17 protein-coding genes and 1 other RNA gene are annotated in these 18,093 nt (G+C 38.4%); all 18 read left to right on the forward strand.

Annotation, left to right across the window (positions count from 1 at the left end):
• The first annotated feature begins 75 nt into the window (after positions 1-75).
• The 18 genes from smpB to AC3ANL_RS04955 all read left to right on the forward strand — a co-directional run bounded on the left by smpB (position 76) and on the right by AC3ANL_RS04955 (position 18,084).
• Complete coding sequence (gene smpB, locus AC3ANL_RS04870; protein WP_488328140.1) at positions 76-543, forward strand: SsrA-binding protein SmpB; 468 nt, start codon at positions 76-78, stop codon at positions 541-543.
• 161 nt (positions 544-704) lie between these two features.
• Positions 705-1,063: a transfer-messenger RNA gene (ssrA, locus tag AC3ANL_RS04875) on the forward strand.
• A 382-nt stretch (positions 1,064-1,445) separates the two neighbouring features.
• The gene (locus tag AC3ANL_RS04880; protein ID WP_488328141.1) at positions 1,446-2,618 is read left to right on the forward strand and encodes an iron-containing alcohol dehydrogenase; all 1,173 of its coding nucleotides are present in this window, start codon (positions 1,446-1,448) and stop codon (positions 2,616-2,618) included.
• Positions 2,605-3,363: an SDR family NAD(P)-dependent oxidoreductase gene (locus tag AC3ANL_RS04885; protein ID WP_488328142.1), complete on the forward strand. Its 759-nt coding sequence runs from the start codon at positions 2,605-2,607 to the stop codon at positions 3,361-3,363. Before AC3ANL_RS04880 ends, AC3ANL_RS04885 begins: the two co-directional genes overlap by 14 nt.
• A 20-nt stretch (positions 3,364-3,383) precedes the next feature.
• Entirely contained in the window at positions 3,384-4,625 is a 1,242-nt protein-coding gene (locus AC3ANL_RS04890; RefSeq protein ID WP_488328143.1) for an ABC transporter substrate-binding protein, read from the forward strand.
• A gap of 26 nt (positions 4,626-4,651) precedes the next feature.
• Positions 4,652-5,893 carry an ABC transporter substrate-binding protein gene (locus tag AC3ANL_RS04895; protein WP_488328144.1) on the forward strand — a complete coding sequence of 414 codons (1,242 nt, stop codon included), beginning with the start codon at positions 4,652-4,654 and terminating at the stop codon, positions 5,891-5,893.
• Positions 5,894-6,072: 179 nt separating this feature from the next.
• Entirely contained in the window at positions 6,073-6,957 is an 885-nt protein-coding gene (locus AC3ANL_RS04900; protein ID WP_488328145.1) for a branched-chain amino acid ABC transporter permease, read from the forward strand.
• The gene (locus AC3ANL_RS04905; protein WP_488328146.1) at positions 6,954-7,967 is read left to right on the forward strand and encodes a branched-chain amino acid ABC transporter permease; all 1,014 of its coding nucleotides are present in this window, start codon (positions 6,954-6,956) and stop codon (positions 7,965-7,967) included. Before AC3ANL_RS04900 ends, AC3ANL_RS04905 begins: the two co-directional genes overlap by 4 nt.
• Complete coding sequence (locus AC3ANL_RS04910) at positions 7,942-8,673, forward strand: ABC transporter ATP-binding protein (RefSeq protein WP_488328147.1); 732 nt, start codon at positions 7,942-7,944, stop codon at positions 8,671-8,673. Before AC3ANL_RS04905 ends, AC3ANL_RS04910 begins: the two co-directional genes overlap by 26 nt.
• Positions 8,666-9,370, forward strand: coding sequence for an ABC transporter ATP-binding protein (locus AC3ANL_RS04915; protein WP_488328148.1), 705 nt, complete (start codon positions 8,666-8,668; stop codon positions 9,368-9,370). The genes AC3ANL_RS04910 and AC3ANL_RS04915 overlap by 8 nt, the downstream gene beginning before the upstream one ends.
• An 11-nt stretch (positions 9,371-9,381) precedes the next feature.
• Positions 9,382-10,383, forward strand: a complete 1,002-nt coding sequence (locus tag AC3ANL_RS04920) for a zinc-dependent alcohol dehydrogenase (RefSeq protein ID WP_488328149.1) — start codon at positions 9,382-9,384, stop codon at positions 10,381-10,383.
• Between the two features lie 34 nt (positions 10,384-10,417).
• Positions 10,418-11,155, forward strand: coding sequence for an oxygen-insensitive NADPH nitroreductase (nfsA, locus tag AC3ANL_RS04925; RefSeq protein WP_488329654.1), 738 nt, complete (start codon positions 10,418-10,420; stop codon positions 11,153-11,155).
• A gap of 26 nt (positions 11,156-11,181) precedes the next feature.
• Positions 11,182-11,955: an acetoin reductase gene (locus tag AC3ANL_RS04930; RefSeq protein ID WP_488328150.1), complete on the forward strand. Its 774-nt coding sequence runs from the start codon at positions 11,182-11,184 to the stop codon at positions 11,953-11,955.
• Between the two features lie 83 nt (positions 11,956-12,038).
• Complete coding sequence (locus AC3ANL_RS04935) at positions 12,039-13,505, forward strand: NAD-dependent succinate-semialdehyde dehydrogenase (RefSeq protein ID WP_488328151.1); 1,467 nt, start codon at positions 12,039-12,041, stop codon at positions 13,503-13,505.
• Positions 13,506-13,661: 156 nt separating this feature from the next.
• Entirely contained in the window at positions 13,662-14,702 is a 1,041-nt protein-coding gene (locus tag AC3ANL_RS04940; protein ID WP_488328152.1) for a zinc-dependent alcohol dehydrogenase, read from the forward strand.
• Positions 14,703-14,762: 60 nt separating this feature from the next.
• Positions 14,763-15,752: a thiamine pyrophosphate-dependent dehydrogenase E1 component subunit alpha gene (locus tag AC3ANL_RS04945; protein ID WP_488328153.1), complete on the forward strand. Its 990-nt coding sequence runs from the start codon at positions 14,763-14,765 to the stop codon at positions 15,750-15,752.
• A 23-nt stretch (positions 15,753-15,775) separates the two neighbouring features.
• Positions 15,776-16,762, forward strand: a complete 987-nt coding sequence (locus AC3ANL_RS04950; RefSeq protein WP_488328154.1) for an alpha-ketoacid dehydrogenase subunit beta — start codon at positions 15,776-15,778, stop codon at positions 16,760-16,762.
• A 14-nt stretch (positions 16,763-16,776) separates the two neighbouring features.
• Positions 16,777-18,084, forward strand: a complete 1,308-nt coding sequence (locus AC3ANL_RS04955) for a dihydrolipoamide acetyltransferase family protein (RefSeq protein WP_488328155.1) — start codon at positions 16,777-16,779, stop codon at positions 18,082-18,084.
• The last annotated feature ends 9 nt before the right edge of the window (positions 18,085-18,093 follow it).

Raw genomic sequence — 18,093 nt, forward strand, 5'->3', positions numbered from 1 at the left:
TGCAATAAGGCCCCCTTTTGATTGTATAGGGATTCTATTTCTGCTAAAATGAGTCATAGAGTTGAGGTGAAACAGATGCCAAAAGGTGAAGGAAAAGTAGTCGCGCAAAACAAAAAGGCTTACCATGACTATTTTATTGAAGAAACATATGAAGCTGGCATTGTTCTGCAGGGGACCGAAATTAAGTCGATTCGTGCCGGAAAAGTCAATCTGAAAGATGCTTATGCGAGAATTCAAAATGGGGAAGCGATCCTGTTTGGGATGCACGTCAGTCCATATGAGCAAGGAAACAGGTTTAATCACGATCCATTGCGAACACGAAAGCTATTACTTCATAAACGTGAAATCAATAAACTAATTGGGGAAACAAAAGAAGTAGGGTACGCACTAGTGCCGTTAAAGCTATATTTAAAAAATGGCTTTTGTAAGGTTTTAATTGGGTTAGCAAAGGGTAAAAAGAATTATGATAAGCGGGAAGCACTGAAGCAAAAAGAAGCGAAGCGTGAAATCGAACGAGCCTTCCGCGATCGTCAGAAGATGTAATTGGGAATTAATTTACAAATAGTTACAATTGAAAAATAAGCTGAATGTGTTATAATAAGTTTGTCGCTAAGTTAGCGGCACAATCTTTTGCTCTGACATTCATGGAGCAATCCTAACGTCTGATCTAGAATCTTTAAATAGATTTCAGCTCATTTTATAATGGGGACGCTACGGATTCGACAGGGGTAGTTTGAGCTTAGGTTGCGAGTCGAGGGGATCGGCCTCGTTAAAACGTCAAAGCCATAACTGGCAAAACTAACAACAACTTAGCTTTCGCAGCTTAATAACTGCATAGCTGTTCGCCCCTCCATTGCCTATGTGGTAGGGTAGCGGACTCACTCTTAGTAGGCTACGCCGGAGTCCACCGCCTGAGGACGAAGGAAGAGAACAACCAGGCTAGCTGACCGGACGCCGGTCGATAGGCAAAAGGCTCAGCGAAACGCCAATATATCGACTACACTCGTAGATGCTTAAGTGCCGATATCTTTGGACGTGGGTTCGATTCCCACCGTCTCCACCATACATAGGTGGATAACAAGATCAGCAGAGATGCTGGTCTTTTTTATATCCAAAAAAAGGAATCTTAAATGAATTAAGAATATGCTTGAAATAGCATGAAAAAAACCTTAACAACAGTTGAGGTTTTTTTTCATGCCTTTAGAATGGAGGACATCTAATTTGAACAAGCAAAAACATCCTGCGAAACAGCTATTCATTAAAGTGGGTAAAATTTATACATAAATGAATAGAGTGTGTAAATTTTGCCCATTAAGAAAAATTAGTGGTTTTCATGAGGTATTGTAAACCCTTACTCTAATCGAAATTTTTAGAATTTTCAACCTTGGCACGAAATTTGCATTGTAAGTATGTGTAGAATTTTTTTAACTTGGAGGGAATACAAAGTGAACACAATTGGCTTTTTTAGGAATCCAACGCAGATTATGTTTGGTTTAGGCGTAACAGAACAGCTTCGAAAAATCATCGATGAACAAAATTTTAAAAACGTTCTTATTATTACAGATAAGGGACTTGTCAAGACGGGATTATTAAATAAAATTACAAGGCAATTAGATAATATCAATTATTCTATCTATGATCAAACACAGCCCAACCCTACGGTAACCAACTGTAATGACGCAGTGAAACTACTTCGTGAGATCGATGCAGATGCGGTAATAGCGATGGGCGGCGGAAGTTCGATAGACGTTGCCAAAGCAGTGTGTTTGCTGGCCACAAATGGTGGCTCCATTGTTGAATATGAAGGGATAGATACGTGTGAAAATGAACTTTTGCCATTAATCGCTATTCCAACAACTGCTGGTACCGCAAGTGAAGTTACAACTTTTACCGTTATCACTGATGAAGTAAGAAAATACAAGTTAACAGTAGGTGGAATAAAGCTTGCACCAAAATGGGCGATAGTTGACCCGCTTGTTACTTTAACACTGCCAAAGCAAATTACCGCATCAACTGGACTAGACGCATTAGTCCATGCAATTGAATCGTATACTTCTAAAATGGCCAACCCCATTACAAAAACGCTTGCAAGGGAGGCAATTCGAAAAATCAGTGGCAATTTGAGGCAAGCTGTTTACAATGGTGACAATATCGTAGCTAGAGAAAATATGCTTATGGGAAGTTTACTAGCCGGATTAGCATTTAATAACACTCGTTTAGGAAATTGTCATGCCTTAAGTCATCCAGTAAGTGCGATTTATGGTGTTGCCCATGGGGTAGCTAATTCAATTTTAATTCCCCACATTATGGAATTTAACGCATTGGCAGTACCGGAACTGTTTAGTGATATTGCAGATGATATGGGAGAAAATCTTGAGGGATTAACCTTAATGGAAAGAGCGGAAGCTGCGGTGAATGCTGTTAAAAAACTTTCAAAGGATATTGGAATCCCCACTACTTTCGCAGAATTTCATATTGATGAGTCTCAAATAGATCAGATGGTAAAGGACGCTATGTTAAGTGGAAATATCGCGGTCAATCCCAGAATTACTGCCTATGAAGATGTCGTTGAATTGTACCGGAAATCAATTGGGGGTGTATTAGTTGAGGTTATTTGATTTAAGCGGTAAAACAGCCTTGGTTACGGGAGGCGGGCGAGGAATAGGTAAAACGATTGCCCTTACTCTTGCAGAAGCAGGTGCAAACGTAGCTGTTATTAGTAGAACAGAAAGTGAACTCAAAGAAACAGCAGAGACGATTAAAAATTTCTCTAGAAATGCGTATTATGCGGCAGTAGATGCGCGAAATTCAGAGGAAATTAAAAACTACGTAAAAGAAATCGTGAACAAGGAAGGGAAAATAGATATTTTAGTAAATGCAGCTGGCACAAATGTCCGCTCTTCGTTTTTGGATGTAACCGAAGACGATTGGGATTTTGTGATGGATATTAACCTGAAAACAGCTCTATTTACCTCACAGGCTGTTATCCCTTACATGAGGGAACAAAATTACGGGAAAATCATCAATATTGCTTCACTGACAAGTGAAATAGCATTTCCTAACATGTCCTCTTACGCGGCTAGTAAGGGGGGGATTTCCCAATTAACAAAGGCAATGGCGGTAGAGTTTGCGGTAGATGGGATTTTAGTGAATGCAATTGGGCCAGGCTATTTCAAAACAGAAATGACAAAGGTTCTTTTTGAAGATGAGAAAAAAGTAGAGTGGATGAAATCTCGTATTCCTCTAAAGAGAACCGGGGAACTAGAGGATTTAAAAGGAGCTGCCATCTTCCTAGCTTCAAGTGCATCAGATTATATAACAGGTCAAACCATTTATGTCGATGGCGGCTGGCTAATCAGTTAAAAAATTAAGGGGGGCAAGTTATGAAAAAGATTCTATCTCTAATCATGATAGGTTTTCTATTGCTATTATCTGCCTGCGGTGGATCCAATCAGGCTAGTGGAAATGATAAAAGCAGCGAGGTGTTGAAAATTGGAGCTGTGTTTCCAATGTCTGGAGGTTTGGCGCTCCTTGGTGAAGAAAGCTATCGTGGAGTAGAGCTTGCTATTGAACAAAGAAATAAAAATGGTGGAGTTGCAGGTGGTAAAAAAGTAGAGCTCGTTAAAGGGGACGCACCTGACGCTGACGCTGCACAGGCAGAAGCAAACCGTTTGATTAATAAGGAAAATATTAAAACCATTGTGGGTTCTTATTCTTCTGGTATCTCACAGGCTGCCAGTGAAGTGACAGAAAGGAACGGAGTTTTGTTTTGGGAGTATGGAGCCGTTGCTGATTCGATTACGGACCGCGGTTATAAATATGTGTTACGTACGAATCCTCCTGCATCCTATCTATCAAAAAAACACATCGAGTTTATCAAAAATTATTTGGCAGAAAAGCTTGGAAAGGATTTAGGCGATCTTAAAGTAGCGATTGCCCATGAAGATTCATCGTATGGAACAACCATTGCAGATGAAGCAGTAAAGTTAGCCAAAAAAGAAGGCATTAACATTGTAACGGTGCAGCCATATAGTGCTTCATCAAACGATTTAAGCTCAGTGGTTCTAAACCTAAAGAAGGCTCAGCCTGATGTTCTCATAGAAGTATCATATTTAAATGATGGAATTCTATTGCATAGACAAAGTCAAGAATTAGGATTAAAGGTTCCAGTTATTGTTGGCTCTGGTGGAGGCCATGATATGGCTGACTATATCGAGGGCGTGGGTGAAAGCGGAAATGGAGTCTTTGATGTAGCTTTTCCACAATATCAAATTAATCACGAATTCACACCTGGAATGGAAGACTTTGTTAAATTGTACAAAGCAAAATATGGTGAAGAACCACGATCTGGGCACTCTCTTGTGCATTTTATGGGAACGAATGTCCTTCTTGATCTGATTGATAAAGTTGGAGAGATTGATCCTGATAAATTACGTGCTGCAGCAATGAAATATAAAGTAGATCCAGGTAAAACAGTGACTGGCTGGGGTGTGAAATTCGATTCTAAAACGGGTCAAAACACTTTGAGTGAACCTTATGTTCATCAGTGGGTTAACGGAAAGCTTTTAGCTGTATGGCCAGAAAAAGTGGCTGTACAGGAACCGCAACTTAACCTTAATAAATAAACTATTCTAAAAGAAGGTGGTATCTTATGAAGAAAATTGTAAGCGTTATAATGATAGGTTTGCTTTTCCTTTTATCGGCTTGCTCGGGTGGAGCGAGTGGTGATGGTAAAGGTAGTGGTAAATCGGAAACATTAAAAGTTGGTGCTTTATACCCTTTATCAGGTGGCTTGGCACTTCTTGGAGAAGAGAGTTTTCGTGGTGCAGAGCTAGCAGTTGAAGAAGCAAATAAAAATGGCGGAATTGCAGGCGGGAAAAAAATAAAATTAGTTAAAGGAGACGCAGTTGATGCAGATGCTGCTCAAGCAGAGGCGAATCGTTTAATTAATCAGGAAAACATAAAGTCGATAATCGGATCGTATTCTAGCTCCATCTCTTTTGCAGCTAGTGAAGTTGCTGAAAGAAGTGGTGTCTTGTATTGGGAGCTTGGAGCCGTATCTGATTCCATTACAGACAGAAATTACAAATATGTTCTACGAACAAATCCACCTGCTTCTAATTTCTCTAAGGTGCATATTGATTTTATTAAAAATGTGGTGACAAAAAAACTAGGTAAAAAATTAGGAGATATTAAGGTTGCTATTGCTCATGAGGATTCTTCCTATGGGACAACCATTGCAGATGAAGCTTCTAAGCTCGCAAAAAAAGAAGGAATTAATGTTGTAACAAATCAACCATACAGCGCAGGAACTAATGATTTAAGTTCAGTCGTGTTGAATATTAAAAAGGCTGCACCAGACGTAATCATTGCGGTTTCATACTTAAATGACTCCATTCTTCTTGCTAGACAAAGTGAAGAGCTGGGACTGAAGGTTCCAGTATTCATCGGTTCCGGTGGCGGTCATACAATGAGTGACTTTAAAGAAGCAATGGGAGATAAAGCTAACGGGATATTTGATATTGACTTCCCACAATACCAAATTAATCGCAAAGTTACTCCTGGAATTGAAGAATTTATCAAGCTCTACAAAGAAAAGTATGGTACAGAACCACGTTCTGGTCACTCTTTAACAAACTATATGGGAATGAAAGTCGTACTGGACACAATGGATAAAGTCGGCGAAGTTGACCCTGATAAATTAAAAGAAGAAGCTTTGAAATACAAAGCTAAAGTTGGTTCCACCGTTACTGGCTGGGGAGTAGAGTTCGATAAGAAAAGCGGACAAAATAAATTGAGCCAACCGTACGTTCATGAGTGGATCAATGGTGAGCTTAAGACGGTTTGGCCAGAAAATGTTGCTGTAGAAGAACCCCAAATTGGAAATCAATAAAATAATAGTTTTACAAAAAAACAGCTAAAAGGATTACCCAGAACTAAGTGCTTGGCATCAGCAGAAAATATTTATTTGAAACAAGACTATGTCCAATCAATATTTAGAAACGACTATCAGGTATCAGGTGCAAGCACTTTTGGGTAAATCCTTTTAAAATGAAACAGCGAGGTGTAAATATGACATTAGTTCAAACACTTATCTCGGGTCTATTGTTAGGTGGGATATATTCTTTAATCAGCATGGGCTTGAATTTAATCCTTGGAGTCGTAAGAATCGTTAACTTTGCACATGGTGAACTGCTAATGATTGCCATGTATATTAGTTTCTTATTTTATTCGACATTGGGTCTTGACCCATATGTTTCTGCCATTCTAGTAATCATCTGTCTTTTCTTGCTGGGTGTAATTACGCAGAGAATTATGATCCAGCCCATTTTAGATACTCCTGCTTCAACGAAAATATTTGCAACATTAGGATTATCGATTACACTTCAAAATCTTGCTTTAATGACTTTAAGTGCGAATCATCTTTCAGTTAAAACCAGTTATCAAACACAAGTTATTAATATAGGAGAATTTGCAATCAGCGTTCCTAGACTAATTGCATTCGGAGTTGCCGTTGCAGTAGCTGTCCTTTTATATCTCTTTTTGCAAAAAACGATGACTGGAAAAGCCATCCGAGCAGTTGCTATGCAAAGACAAGCTGCATTTTTGATGGGGATTAATGTCAAAAGAATTTATCTTTTAGCTTTCGGAATCGGTTCCGGTTTGGTAGGTCTTGCAGGTGCTATGCTCATGCCAATTTACTCGGTTTATCCAACAATTGGAACATCCTTCGTACTTATTGCGTTCGTTGTCGTTGTATTAGGTGGAATGGGAAGTATGTTCGGTGCCTTCTTTGGGGGGTTAATCATTGGAGTAGTCGAGGCGCTTTCAGGTGTCATTTTTGACCCTGGTCTAAAGGAAGCAGTATACTTCATCATTTTCATCATGGTATTACTAGTACGTCCAGCTGGTATTTTTAGTTTGGGTAAAGGCGCAGAGGAGGTAGGATTAAAATGATGCAGCTATTGTCAAAACAAAAATTTCTTATTTTCTTTGGGATATTTCTACTAGTAACTCCATTTGTTGTTCAAAATAAATTCTATTTAAATATTTTCATTCTTATTTTATTGTATGCAACGATTGCTGGAGCATGGAATATTCTAGGCGGATACGGTGGTCAATTATCACTCGGCCATGCGATCTTTTTTGGATTAGGAGCTTACTCCTCATCGCTTTTATATCTTAAATTTGGTGTTAGTCCGTGGTTAGGATTTATCATTGCAGCCGTCATTTCCATAGTAGTTGGTGTCTTAATCGGATGGCCTGCTTTCAGATTAAAAGGAACATATTTTACTTTAACAACTATTGCATTTGCAGAGGTAATCCGCCACTTGACATTATATTTCAAAAACGTCACAAATGGAGCAATCGGTGTTAACATTCGTTTTGATCCAGGTTTAAAAAACCTTATTTTTAGAGAATACAGCGCCTACTATTTTGTCGTATTAGTATTGTTTGTTATTAGTATAGGAATTGCTATTTGGGTTGATAAAACAAAGGTTGGATATTACTTGAAGGCCATTCGTGAAGACGAAGATGGTGCTGAAACACTTGGTATTAATGTAACAAAATATAAAATGATTGCCATGGCTATCAGTGCTGGAATGACGGGGGTTGCGGGCGTATTTTACGCTCAATATATGTTGTTCTTTGAACCAATTTCTGTTTTTAACTTAAACTTTTCCATTGAGATTGCTTTGATAGCAATTATCGGCGGAGTAGGAACTGTTTTCGGACCGGTATTAGGAGCGTTCATCATTATCCCATTAAATGAGCTTTTACGTTCTACATTCCCGTCCTTAAGTGGAATGAATTATCTAATATACGGGATTGTATTAATTTTAATCGTATCGTTTTTGCCCAATGGATTGCTTCCAATCCTTAAACGCATTCCTGAAAAACTAAAAGGCTTAAATAAAAAAAAAATCAAAGTAGGGGAGGGTGAAAAAGTTGATTATTCAAGTTAAAGAAGTCTCCAAACATTTTGGTGGGTTAAAAGCCGTAAAAAATGTTTCTTTTGATGTAAATGAAAAAGAAATTGTCGGGATCATTGGGCCAAACGGGGCTGGTAAAACGACATTGTTTAACCTTATTTCCGGATCACTCGGGGTAACATCCGGACATGTAATATTTAAAAATGAAGAAATTACTAGTCAAAAGCCCTATGTTATTTGCAAAAAAGGAATTGGCAGAACCTATCAAATTGTTAAGCCATTTGGCAATATTTCTGTACTTGAAAATGTGATGGTTGGAGCTTTTAATAAGGCATCCAGCACAAAAGAAGCAAGAGAATACAGCATGGAAATTTTGAAAAAAGTTGGTTTAGATAAAAAGAAAGACCAAGTTGGAAAAAGCTTAACCATCGCTGATAAAAAGCGTCTTGAAGTAGCGAAAGCATTGGCAACCCAGCCAACCGTGCTACTGTTGGATGAAGTTATGGCGGGTTTAAATCCAAGTGAAGTGAAGGAAATACTGCCAATGATCAAGGGGCTAAGAGACAGCGGAATTACTATCATTCTTATTGAACATATAATGGAAGTTGTCATGAATGTTTGTGATCGGATAGTGGTAGTGCATCATGGCGAGAAAATAGCCGAGGGGACTCCAAAAGAAATCGCAAACAATCCAGAAGTAATTAAAGCTTATCTTGGGGAGGAATTGAGCTTTGCTTAAATTACAAAACGTAAACTTATTCTACGGCGAAATTCAAGCCTTATGGAATCTCTCATTGGAAATTAATGAAGGTCAAATTGCTGCATTACTAGGAGCGAACGCGGCGGGAAAGTCCAGTACAATCAATGCTATTTCTGGGCTAGAAAGAATTTCGAGTGGTGAAATTACATTTTTCGGTAAAGAGATTCACAAAATGAGCCCGCATGAAATTGTGGAAGAAGGGATCATCCAGGTACCAGAAGGTAGAAAGCTTTTTAACTATATGTCTATTCAGGAAAATTTGGAATTAGGTTCTTATTCCAAACGGGCAAAAAAAGATTTCAAAAAAAATCTCCGCTTCGTGTTTGATTTGTTTCCAATTTTAGAAGAAAGAAAAAATCAAATGGCAGGTGACCTAAGCGGCGGACAGCAGCAAATGGTTGCTATAGCCAGAGGATTAATGGCTAATCCTAAACTTTTGATTATTGATGAGCTATCGCTCGGATTAGCTCCTATATTAGTCCAACAGTTATTAAAGGACTTATTAAATATAAGAAATAAGGGAATTACAATTCTTCTTGTCGAGCAAAATGTACAGCAATCATTGGCTATAGCTAGTGATGCGTATGTATTAGAAAATGGGCGATTGTCGTTATTTGGGAAATCTGCAGATTTAATTAAAGATCCACATTTGAAAAAAGCTTATCTTGGAATGTAGAGGTGACATGTATGCGAGTGGCCCTGAAAACAGAAAAAGCAGGGGAAATTATCCTTCAAGAAAAAGAACTGCCAACACTCCTCCGTAATGAAGTGTTAATAAAAGTAGAGTACTGTGGTGTATGCGGCAGCGATCTTCATGCATATAAGCATTCAAAAGGTTATGAGTTTGTTCATAAACCCATTATTTTGGGCCATGAATTTTCAGGTGTTGTCGTTGATTGCTTTGATGCCTCAGCAAAACACTTAAAGGGAAAACGAGTCATCGTGGAATCTATGAATTATTGCGGCCTCTGTGAAAACTGCCAAAACGGGCGGAAATCTATCTGCGCTCAAAATAAAGTAATAGGGCTTCATTATGATGGCGGCATGGCACAATATGTGAAAACAAATGTGCAATATGTAAAAGAAGTTCCAGGGGATATACCACTTCATTTAGCAGCATTAAGCGAGCCAATGGCAATTGCTGTTCATGCTGTCCGTCAGGCCGGAGAAATAGCAAAATCTGATATTATTCTAGTTCAAGGTCCAGGAATAATTGGCTTTTTTGTAAGTTTAATACTCGCCCAGAAGGGTGGGAAAGTTTATTTATCGGGACTAGAGCGGGATTATGAAAGTAGATTGTCAAAATGCCAATCATTCGGAGTCATCCCTCACATTGTTGAATCAGGGAATGTGAAAGAAAAGGTAGACATCGTTTTTGAATGCTCCGGATCAAGTGCAGCGGTAAAAACAGGATTCCGTAGTTTGAAAAAGGGGGGTAAGGCTATTTTGGTGGCTTTGTACGAATATGAAACAACCCTCTTTTTAACGGAATTAGTAAGAAATGAGGTACATGTCAATACAAGTTACGGTTGTAATCCAGAAGATTATAATGAAGCATTTACAGTATTAAATTCATTATCAGAAAAGTTAATGGATCTAATGACAATTTATCCTTTGATAAATGTTACACAGGCTTTTGAAGATGGTTTAAATCAAGTCGTCTTAAAGCCGGTACTGGCAATAAGTTAATGAAGGGGATAGTTATATGACTTTTGAACAAAAAATTGATACAACGCTCGATCTTATACGAAGTCATACTTCCATAAGAGACTATAAAAAGGAAGGTCTGCCTTTAGGAATGCTAGAAAAATTGTTGGTTACTGCCCAACATGCTGCATCCTCCCACTTTGTTCAAGCATATTCAGTTATTCATGTAACGGATCCAGACAAAAGGGAAGCTATTGCATCACTTTCAAATAATAGAAGGCAAATCGAATCAGCACCTGTTTTATTATTATTTTGTGCTGACTTGAAACGCTTGGAATATGCATGTAAAAAACAAGGAACAAGTATACAGAATGAAATTCTTGAAAATTTCCTTGTTGCTGTCATTGATACAGCATTATTTGCTCAAAATTTTGTAGTGGCTGCAGAATCTCAAAACTATGGTATTTGCTATATTGGAGGGGTAAGAAATAACCCTGAAGAAATTAGTAAAGTTGTTGGTTTACCTGATAAAACCATTCCTTTATTCGGTATGACAGTTGGGATCCCAAATGAAAATCAGCTGGTTAAGCCACGTTTACCAGTTGAAGCAATCCTTCATGAAAATGTATATAACGAAGAAAAATATCAAGAAGTTTTGGATCTATATGACTCTCAGTTAGAAGATTACTATGGAAGTCGTCTGACAAACCAAAAAAAGACAAATTGGTCAGAATCAATGAGTGATTTTTTATCCACACCTAGAAGGACACATATGAAAGACTTTGTGAATTCAAAAGGTTTTCATTTAAAATAACTTTCCGAAAAAATCGGGGGATAAACATGAAAAAAAGGAAAATAGCTTTAGTTACGGGTTCAGGGGCTGGTATAGGAAGAGCGATTGCCCTAAGGTTGGCTACTGATGGATTTGATGTAGCATTGAATGACATTGGTGAGGAATCTATTAAATATGTAGCTTCAGAGATTGAAAAATTAGGACAAAGAGCCTTACCTATTGTTGCAGATGTCAGCAATAGAGAACAAGTTTTTTCGATGGTTGATCAAGTGGTAGAACATTTTGGACGTCTTGATGTCATGGTTTCAAACGCTGGAATTGTCCAAGTAAAGCCACTGCTTGAAATTACGGAAGAAGATATGGAAAGAATTTTTCGTATCAATGTGTTTGGAACGATGTTTTGCATGCAAGCTGCTGCAAAAGTAATGATCAAACAAAAGGGCGGAAAAATAATCAATGCAAGCAGTACTTCCGGAAAAAGAGGAGTTGAATTTCTGGGTCACTATAGTGCGACAAAATTTTCTGTCATTGGTCTGACTCAAACTGCTGCAAAAGAACTTGCAAGTCATAGAATTACGGTTAATGCGTATTGTCCGGGTATTGTAGGAACCGGCATGTGGGAAGAAATTGATCGTAAAATGAGTGAGTATATGAATGTGCCTTTAGGAGAAACATTGAAAAATAAAATTAATGGAATCCCTTTAGGGAGAATTGAAGAACCGGCCGATGTAGCGAACTATGTTTCATTTCTGGCCTCTGAGGATTCAAATTATATGACAGGGCAAGCGGTAGTAATTGATGGCGGTATGGTTTTTTCTTAAAAGTAGTGCTAGAACACTTTATATAATTCTAAATTATTTTTGATAGATAAATGGAGCATTTACTAAGAGTGGGAGGAATTAGAATGTTACAAACTACAAAACTATTATCATTGATTGACTTAGAAAATATTAAATTATTCATTAATGGAGAGTGGAAAAATGCTAGTAATGGTTCTACCTTTACAGTGAAAAATCCAAACACAGGAAATGTTGTTGCTGAGGTTCCAAGAGGAGCAAAAGAAGAAACGAAAGCGGCTATTGAAGCTGCAAATGCAGCATTTCCAAAATGGGCTAAACTGACAGCAAATGAAAGAGCGGATTATTTATTGAAGGTACGTGATTTAATGCTGGAGCATGAGACAGAACTGGCAACTATTATGAGCATGGAAATGGGTAAACCTTATTCTGAAGCTTGTGGAGAAGTGAAATATGCTGCTAGCTTTCTATCTTGGTATGCAGAAGAAGGCCGCCGCATTTATGGAGAAACTGTTCCAGCATCCTCACCAAACAAAAGATTGTTTGTTGTGAAACAGCCCGTTGGTGTAATTGCGGCTATTACTCCTTGGAATTTCCCGTTAGCAATGATGACTCGAAAGCTTGGACCTGCCTTGGCTGCTGGTTGTACCGGTATTGTCAAACCTGCAAGTCAGTCACCGCTTTCAGCTCTTGCTTTTGCAAGCCTAGTTGAAAAAGCGGGAATTCCAAGTGGAGTAGTAAATATTGTGGCAGGTGCGACGAGAGAAATATCTGATGAAATCTTTGAAAGCCCAGTAGTTAAAAAGGTTTCTTTTACAGGATCTACTGAGGTTGGTAAAAAATTAGTAGAAAAATCCGCAGAACAATTGAAAAAGCTTTCTTTAGAGCTAGGCGGACATGCTCCATTCATCGTATTTGAAGATGCTGATTTAGAAAAAGCAGCTGAGGGGGCTGTTGCAAGTAAATTTAGAAATGCAGGTCAAACATGTGTTTGCGCAAACCGTATTTATGTTCACGAAAATATTAAAGAAGAGTTCACAAAGCTTTTTGTTAAAAAAGTTCAAGAGTTAAAAGTTGGAAATAGCTTGGATCAAACGGTGCAAATTGGGCCACTAGTAAGTAAAGATGGGCTAGAAAAGGTAAAAGAGCACGTAGAAGATGCTACATCAAAAGGTGCGGAAGTTTTGATTGGCGGTAAAGTTACAGGGGATCCTAACGGTTTTTATTACGAACCAACTATTCTCGGTAATGTTACAAAAGAGATGATTATCATGAGGGAAGAAACTTTCGGGCCAGTTGCTCCTATTACAACTTTTAGTAGTGATGAAGATGTCATATTCGAAGCGAACAATACGGAGTATGGATTGGCAGCTTATCTTTACACATCCAACATTCAACGTGCTGTTACTGTTTCAGAAGCCCTAAACTTTGGAGTGATTGGACTAAATGATGCTGTTCCTGGCGTACCACAAGCACCATTTGGTGGGATGAATCACAGTGGCTATGGCCGTGAAGGCGGTCACCAAGGAATTAGAGATTACTTAGAAGAGAAATTTATTTCTTTAGGGCTATAAGAGTTGAAAAAAGATCCTTCTGAAAAAGTATAACTTTTTCAGAAGGATTAAGTTTACCTCTGAATTAATTAAGCAAAGAAAGACCTAATCAATTTTAGCCTAGGAATAACATTTTTGCCGCTAAAAAATTACTAACTAATAAGCGAGTGGATCAAAATGAAAGCACTTATGAAGACGGAGCCGGGTTTTGGAAATTTGAATATTCTTGATATTCCTGAACCAGTTTGTGATGCAACAGGAATAAAAATAAGAGTGCGTTATTCCGGAATCTGTGGAACAGATATGCATATTTATCATGATAGCTATAAGAGTTATCCTCCTGTTGTGATTGGGCATGAATTTTCAGGAGAAGTAGTTGAATCAGGAAAAAATGTAAAAAATATTAATCCGGGCGATATTGTTATGGTGCTTCCTTCCATTGCTTGGACATGTAAGAACTGCATGTACTGTAAACAAGGCTATTATATGTTTTGTTCTGAACGGAGAAGTCTCGGCAGCGGAGTGAATGGAAGCTTCACGAAATATGTAGTTGTAAACGAAGAAATGGTGTATAAGGTGCCGCCTACTATTTCATTACAAGAAGCGGCTCTTGCAGAACCATTAGCATGTGCTGTACAAGCTATCGAAGAATTGACGGAGTTTAACGCAGGTGATTGGGTGTTAATTTCGGGTCCAGGACCAATTGGACTCATTTCTTTGAGCTTACTAATGAGTAAAGGCTGCAATGTGATCGTTACAGGAACAAGTCAGGATATTACAAGACTTAACATTGCTAAAAAACTTGGGGCACATACAACAGTGGATGTATTTACCCAAGATCTTAATGAAATTATAGAAAAGTTAACGGATGGTGTAGGTGTAGATATTGCGCTTGAATGCTCTGGCGCTCCATCAGCAGTAAACAATTCCCTTAAAGCATTGAAGAAAATGGGAAAATACATCCAGCTTGGAATTATAGGAAGTAATGTAGAAATGGATATCGACTCCATTTTGTATAAACAAATTCAATTGTACGGCTCCTTTGCTCACTCCATGAAAACTTGGGAAAAGGTAAGGAAAATCCTATCAACGAATACAATTGATTTAAAGCCAATTATTACGGATGTTATTCCACTAAGTGAATGGGAAAGAGCATTTGATATCATCGAATCAAGAGAATGTGGAAAAGTGTTAATGTATTACGATTATGAAAAATAAAGAAATTATTATCATGTATCAAATAAGTATAACAGTTCAAATGTGAAGGGGGTTTCCCTTATGGAGACAAGCACAGTTGGTAGCATCCAAAAGCTAGGAAAAGAAAAGTTGAAAGAATTATTATATCAAATGATACTAATTCGTGACTTTGAGGAAGCGGTTGAAAAACAGTTTATGCAAGGGAAAATCCACGGAACTATGCATCTTTGTATCGGACAAGAGCCTACCGCTGTTGGTGCATGTTCGGTGTTAACCGTTCAAGATAAAATTACGAGCACACATCGTGGACATGGACATTGTATCGCAAAGGGCTCGAAAGTTAAATTTATGATGGCTGAGCTATTAGGCAAAGAAACAGGGTACTGTAAAGGAAAAGGCGGATCCATGCATATTGCTGATTTAGAAATAGGAAATATTGGGGCGAATGGTATTGTTGCAGGTGGGCTGCCAATTGGTTGTGGTGCAGCGTTAGCTTCTAAGAAGAAGAATTTAGGCTATGTTGTCGTTTGTTTTTTTGGTGATGGAGCGACCAATGAGGGAGCTTTCCATGAAGCAATTAATCTAGCGTCTGTTTGGAATTTACCAGTTATTTTCTTTTGTGAAAATAATCAATATGGAATGTCAAGTTCCATTAAAGAAATGACGAAAGTAGAGAATTTATCACAACGTGCAAGTTCGTACGGTATTCCAGGAGTTACCGTAGACGGTACTGATGTCATTGCTGTAATGGAAGAGACTCAAAAAGCTGTAGATCGTGCTAGAAATGGAGAAGGGCCAACTTTAATAGAAGCTAAGACTTATAGATGGAGAGGACACTCCAAAAGTGATGCTAGAAAATACAGAACTCGGGATGAAGAACAAGATTGGATGACAAATAGAGACGGAATCAAGCTTTTTAAGGAAAGAGTATTGAACGAAGGTATTTTGTCAAAAGAAGAAATAGTTGAAGTAGAAGAAAAAGTAAAGCAAGTAATAGACGAAGCTATTGAGTTTGCCGAAAACAGTCCTGAACCACCACTTAGCTCACTTGAAGAAGACGTGTTTGCATAATAAAAAAGGAAGGAGGAATATTTATGCGTAAAATTACTTATGCAGAAGCAATTAATGAAGTTATGTGCCAAGAAATCGAAGCAAATGAAGACGTTTTTATTTTAGGTGAGGATATTGGGATTTATGGCGGTGCTTTCGGACTAACCAGAGGAATGATTGAAAGATTGGGACCAGAAAAGGTATTAAATACACCAATTTCAGAACAAGCCATTACTGGAGTTGCGATTGGGGCCGCCTTGATGGGAATGCGTCCGATTTTAGAACTCCAATTTTCCGATTTTGTGACGGTTGCGATGGACCAAATCGTAAACCAAGCAGCAAAATTACGTTATATGTATGGTGGAAAGGGAAAAGTCCCTATTGTTATCCGTACTCCTGGCGGCTCTGGAGCGGGTTTTGCAGCTCAGCATTCACAAAGCTTAGAGGCATGGATGGCACATGTTCCAGGATTAAAAGTCGTACAGCCATCTACAGCTTATGATGCGAAAGGTTTATTTAAAGCGGCATTAGAAGATGATAATCCAGTTATTTTCTATGAACATAAGCTTTTATATGGTATGAAAGACGACGTACCTGAAGAATCCTATGTCATCCCACTTGGAAAAGCGGATATTAAGCGAGAGGGCAGCGATGTCACTGTCGTTGCAACTTCTATTATGGTTCATAGGGCTTTGAAAGCAGCAGAAGAACTTGAAAGAGAAGGAATTAGTGTAGAGGTTATCGACCCACGCACATTAGTGCCGCTTGATACAGAAACAATCGTTGAATCTGTGAAAAAAACCGGACGTGCTGTCGTGGTATATGAAGCGGTACAACGTGGCGGATATGGTGCAGAGATTGCCAGTGTCATTAATGAAAGTGAAGCATTTGATTACCTGGATGCGCCAGTAGTAAGACTTGGAGGGAAAGCTGTGCCGATTCCGTATAATCCCTCACTTGAAAAACAAGCAGTTCCCCAAGTTGAAGATATAAAGAAAGTTATTAAATCAATGATACTAACGTATGCCTGACAGGAGGGTCGAACATGGCTGAACAAGTGTTAATGCCAAAACTCGGAGCAACTATGGAGAGTGGAACGATTTTGGAATGGATAAAGAATGAAGGGGATCGAGTTGATAAAGGTGAACCGATTCTTGAGATTATGACCGACAAAATCAATCTTGAAGTGGAAGCTACAACGTCAGGCATCTTATTAAAGAGATTATTTAATGTTGATGATGAAGTACCTGTTTTAGAACCAATCGCCTATATTGGCCAAGCTAATGAAAAAATTGAGAATCTAAAAACTAATCATATAGAGGGATTGAAGGAAGAGGTAGAACCAGCAGCAAAAAACACTTCTTCGTCAATCGATAGAGAAGAACAACTGCATTTTACAGGAATAAATAAACCTAGAAAAACGCCTGCAGCAAATAAGCTGGCAAAAGACAATGGTATTGACTTACGCCAAGTTAAAGGTACAGGTCCCAATAATCGCATTCAAGTAAAGGATGTAGAAAAATTTATTAACCCCCAACAAAAAGTAAGTCCTCTGGCTAGTAAGCTTGCTCATTACAATGATATGGATTTAGTAAACATCCAAGGCACGGGGGCAAACGGGAAAATTGTATCTTCCGATGTGGTGGGCAGCCATCCAATCTCTCGAAAGCAAACCATTCAATATAATGGTTTGCGAAAGATTATTGGAGAAAGAATGGTACAGAGTGTTACAACAGTACCACATGTAACACTTATTTCTGAAGTCGAAATGACAGCGGCAATCGAATTAAGAACGAAACTACTCGAGAAGATCAAGAAGGTATCGGGGCATCGTCTATCCTATACCGAAATTTTTATCAAAGCTACAGCAAACGCATTAAAAGCGCATACAATGGTGAATGCTTCATTAAATGGGAATATGATCGAAATTCTATCTGAAGTCAATATCGGGGTAGCTGTTGCTGTTCCGAATGGGTTAGTAGTACCTGTTATCAGAAATGCAGATAGTAAAGGACTTTCAGCCCTTACGGAAGAAAATAAGCGAATTGTCAATCTGGCTAGAGAAAATAAACTGGCTCCAGAAAATTTGACTGGTGGAACATTTACAATTAGTAATTTGGGGATGTATGCTGTTGATGCGTTTACGCCAATTATTAATCAGCCACAATCTGCAATCCTTGGAATCGGAAGAATTCAGGAAAAAGTAGTTTCTGAGAACGGATCATTTGCTGCAAAGCAATTCGTAACCCTCAGCCTTTCATTTGACCATCGGGTGATTGATGGGGCTCCGGCAGCTGAGTTTCTCACTGAACTGAAAAATTTATTAGAAAATCCTTATGAATTAATTCTTTGAGGTGAGAAA

This window comes from Neobacillus sp. DHD-1R (assembly GCF_057747995.1).

Coding starts and splice junctions, on each gene's coding strand:
- smpB (WP_488328140.1), top strand. CDS start 76: ATGCCAAAAGGTGAAGGAAAAGTAGTCGCGCAAAACAAAAAGGCTTAC.
- AC3ANL_RS04890 (WP_488328143.1), top strand. CDS start 3,384: ATGAAAAAGATTCTATCTCTAATCATGATAGGTTTTCTATTGCTATTA.
- AC3ANL_RS04895 (WP_488328144.1), top strand. CDS start 4,652: ATGAAGAAAATTGTAAGCGTTATAATGATAGGTTTGCTTTTCCTTTTA.
- AC3ANL_RS04900 (WP_488328145.1), top strand. CDS start 6,073: ATGACATTAGTTCAAACACTTATCTCGGGTCTATTGTTAGGTGGGATA.
- AC3ANL_RS04905 (WP_488328146.1), top strand. CDS start 6,954: ATGATGCAGCTATTGTCAAAACAAAAATTTCTTATTTTCTTTGGGATA.
- AC3ANL_RS04920 (WP_488328149.1), top strand. CDS start 9,382: ATGCGAGTGGCCCTGAAAACAGAAAAAGCAGGGGAAATTATCCTTCAA.
- AC3ANL_RS04930 (WP_488328150.1), top strand. CDS start 11,182: ATGAAAAAAAGGAAAATAGCTTTAGTTACGGGTTCAGGGGCTGGTATA.
- AC3ANL_RS04935 (WP_488328151.1), top strand. CDS start 12,039: ATGTTACAAACTACAAAACTATTATCATTGATTGACTTAGAAAATATT.
- AC3ANL_RS04940 (WP_488328152.1), top strand. CDS start 13,662: ATGAAAGCACTTATGAAGACGGAGCCGGGTTTTGGAAATTTGAATATT.
- AC3ANL_RS04945 (WP_488328153.1), top strand. CDS start 14,763: ATGGAGACAAGCACAGTTGGTAGCATCCAAAAGCTAGGAAAAGAAAAG.
- AC3ANL_RS04950 (WP_488328154.1), top strand. CDS start 15,776: ATGCGTAAAATTACTTATGCAGAAGCAATTAATGAAGTTATGTGCCAA.
- AC3ANL_RS04955 (WP_488328155.1), top strand. CDS start 16,777: ATGGCTGAACAAGTGTTAATGCCAAAACTCGGAGCAACTATGGAGAGT.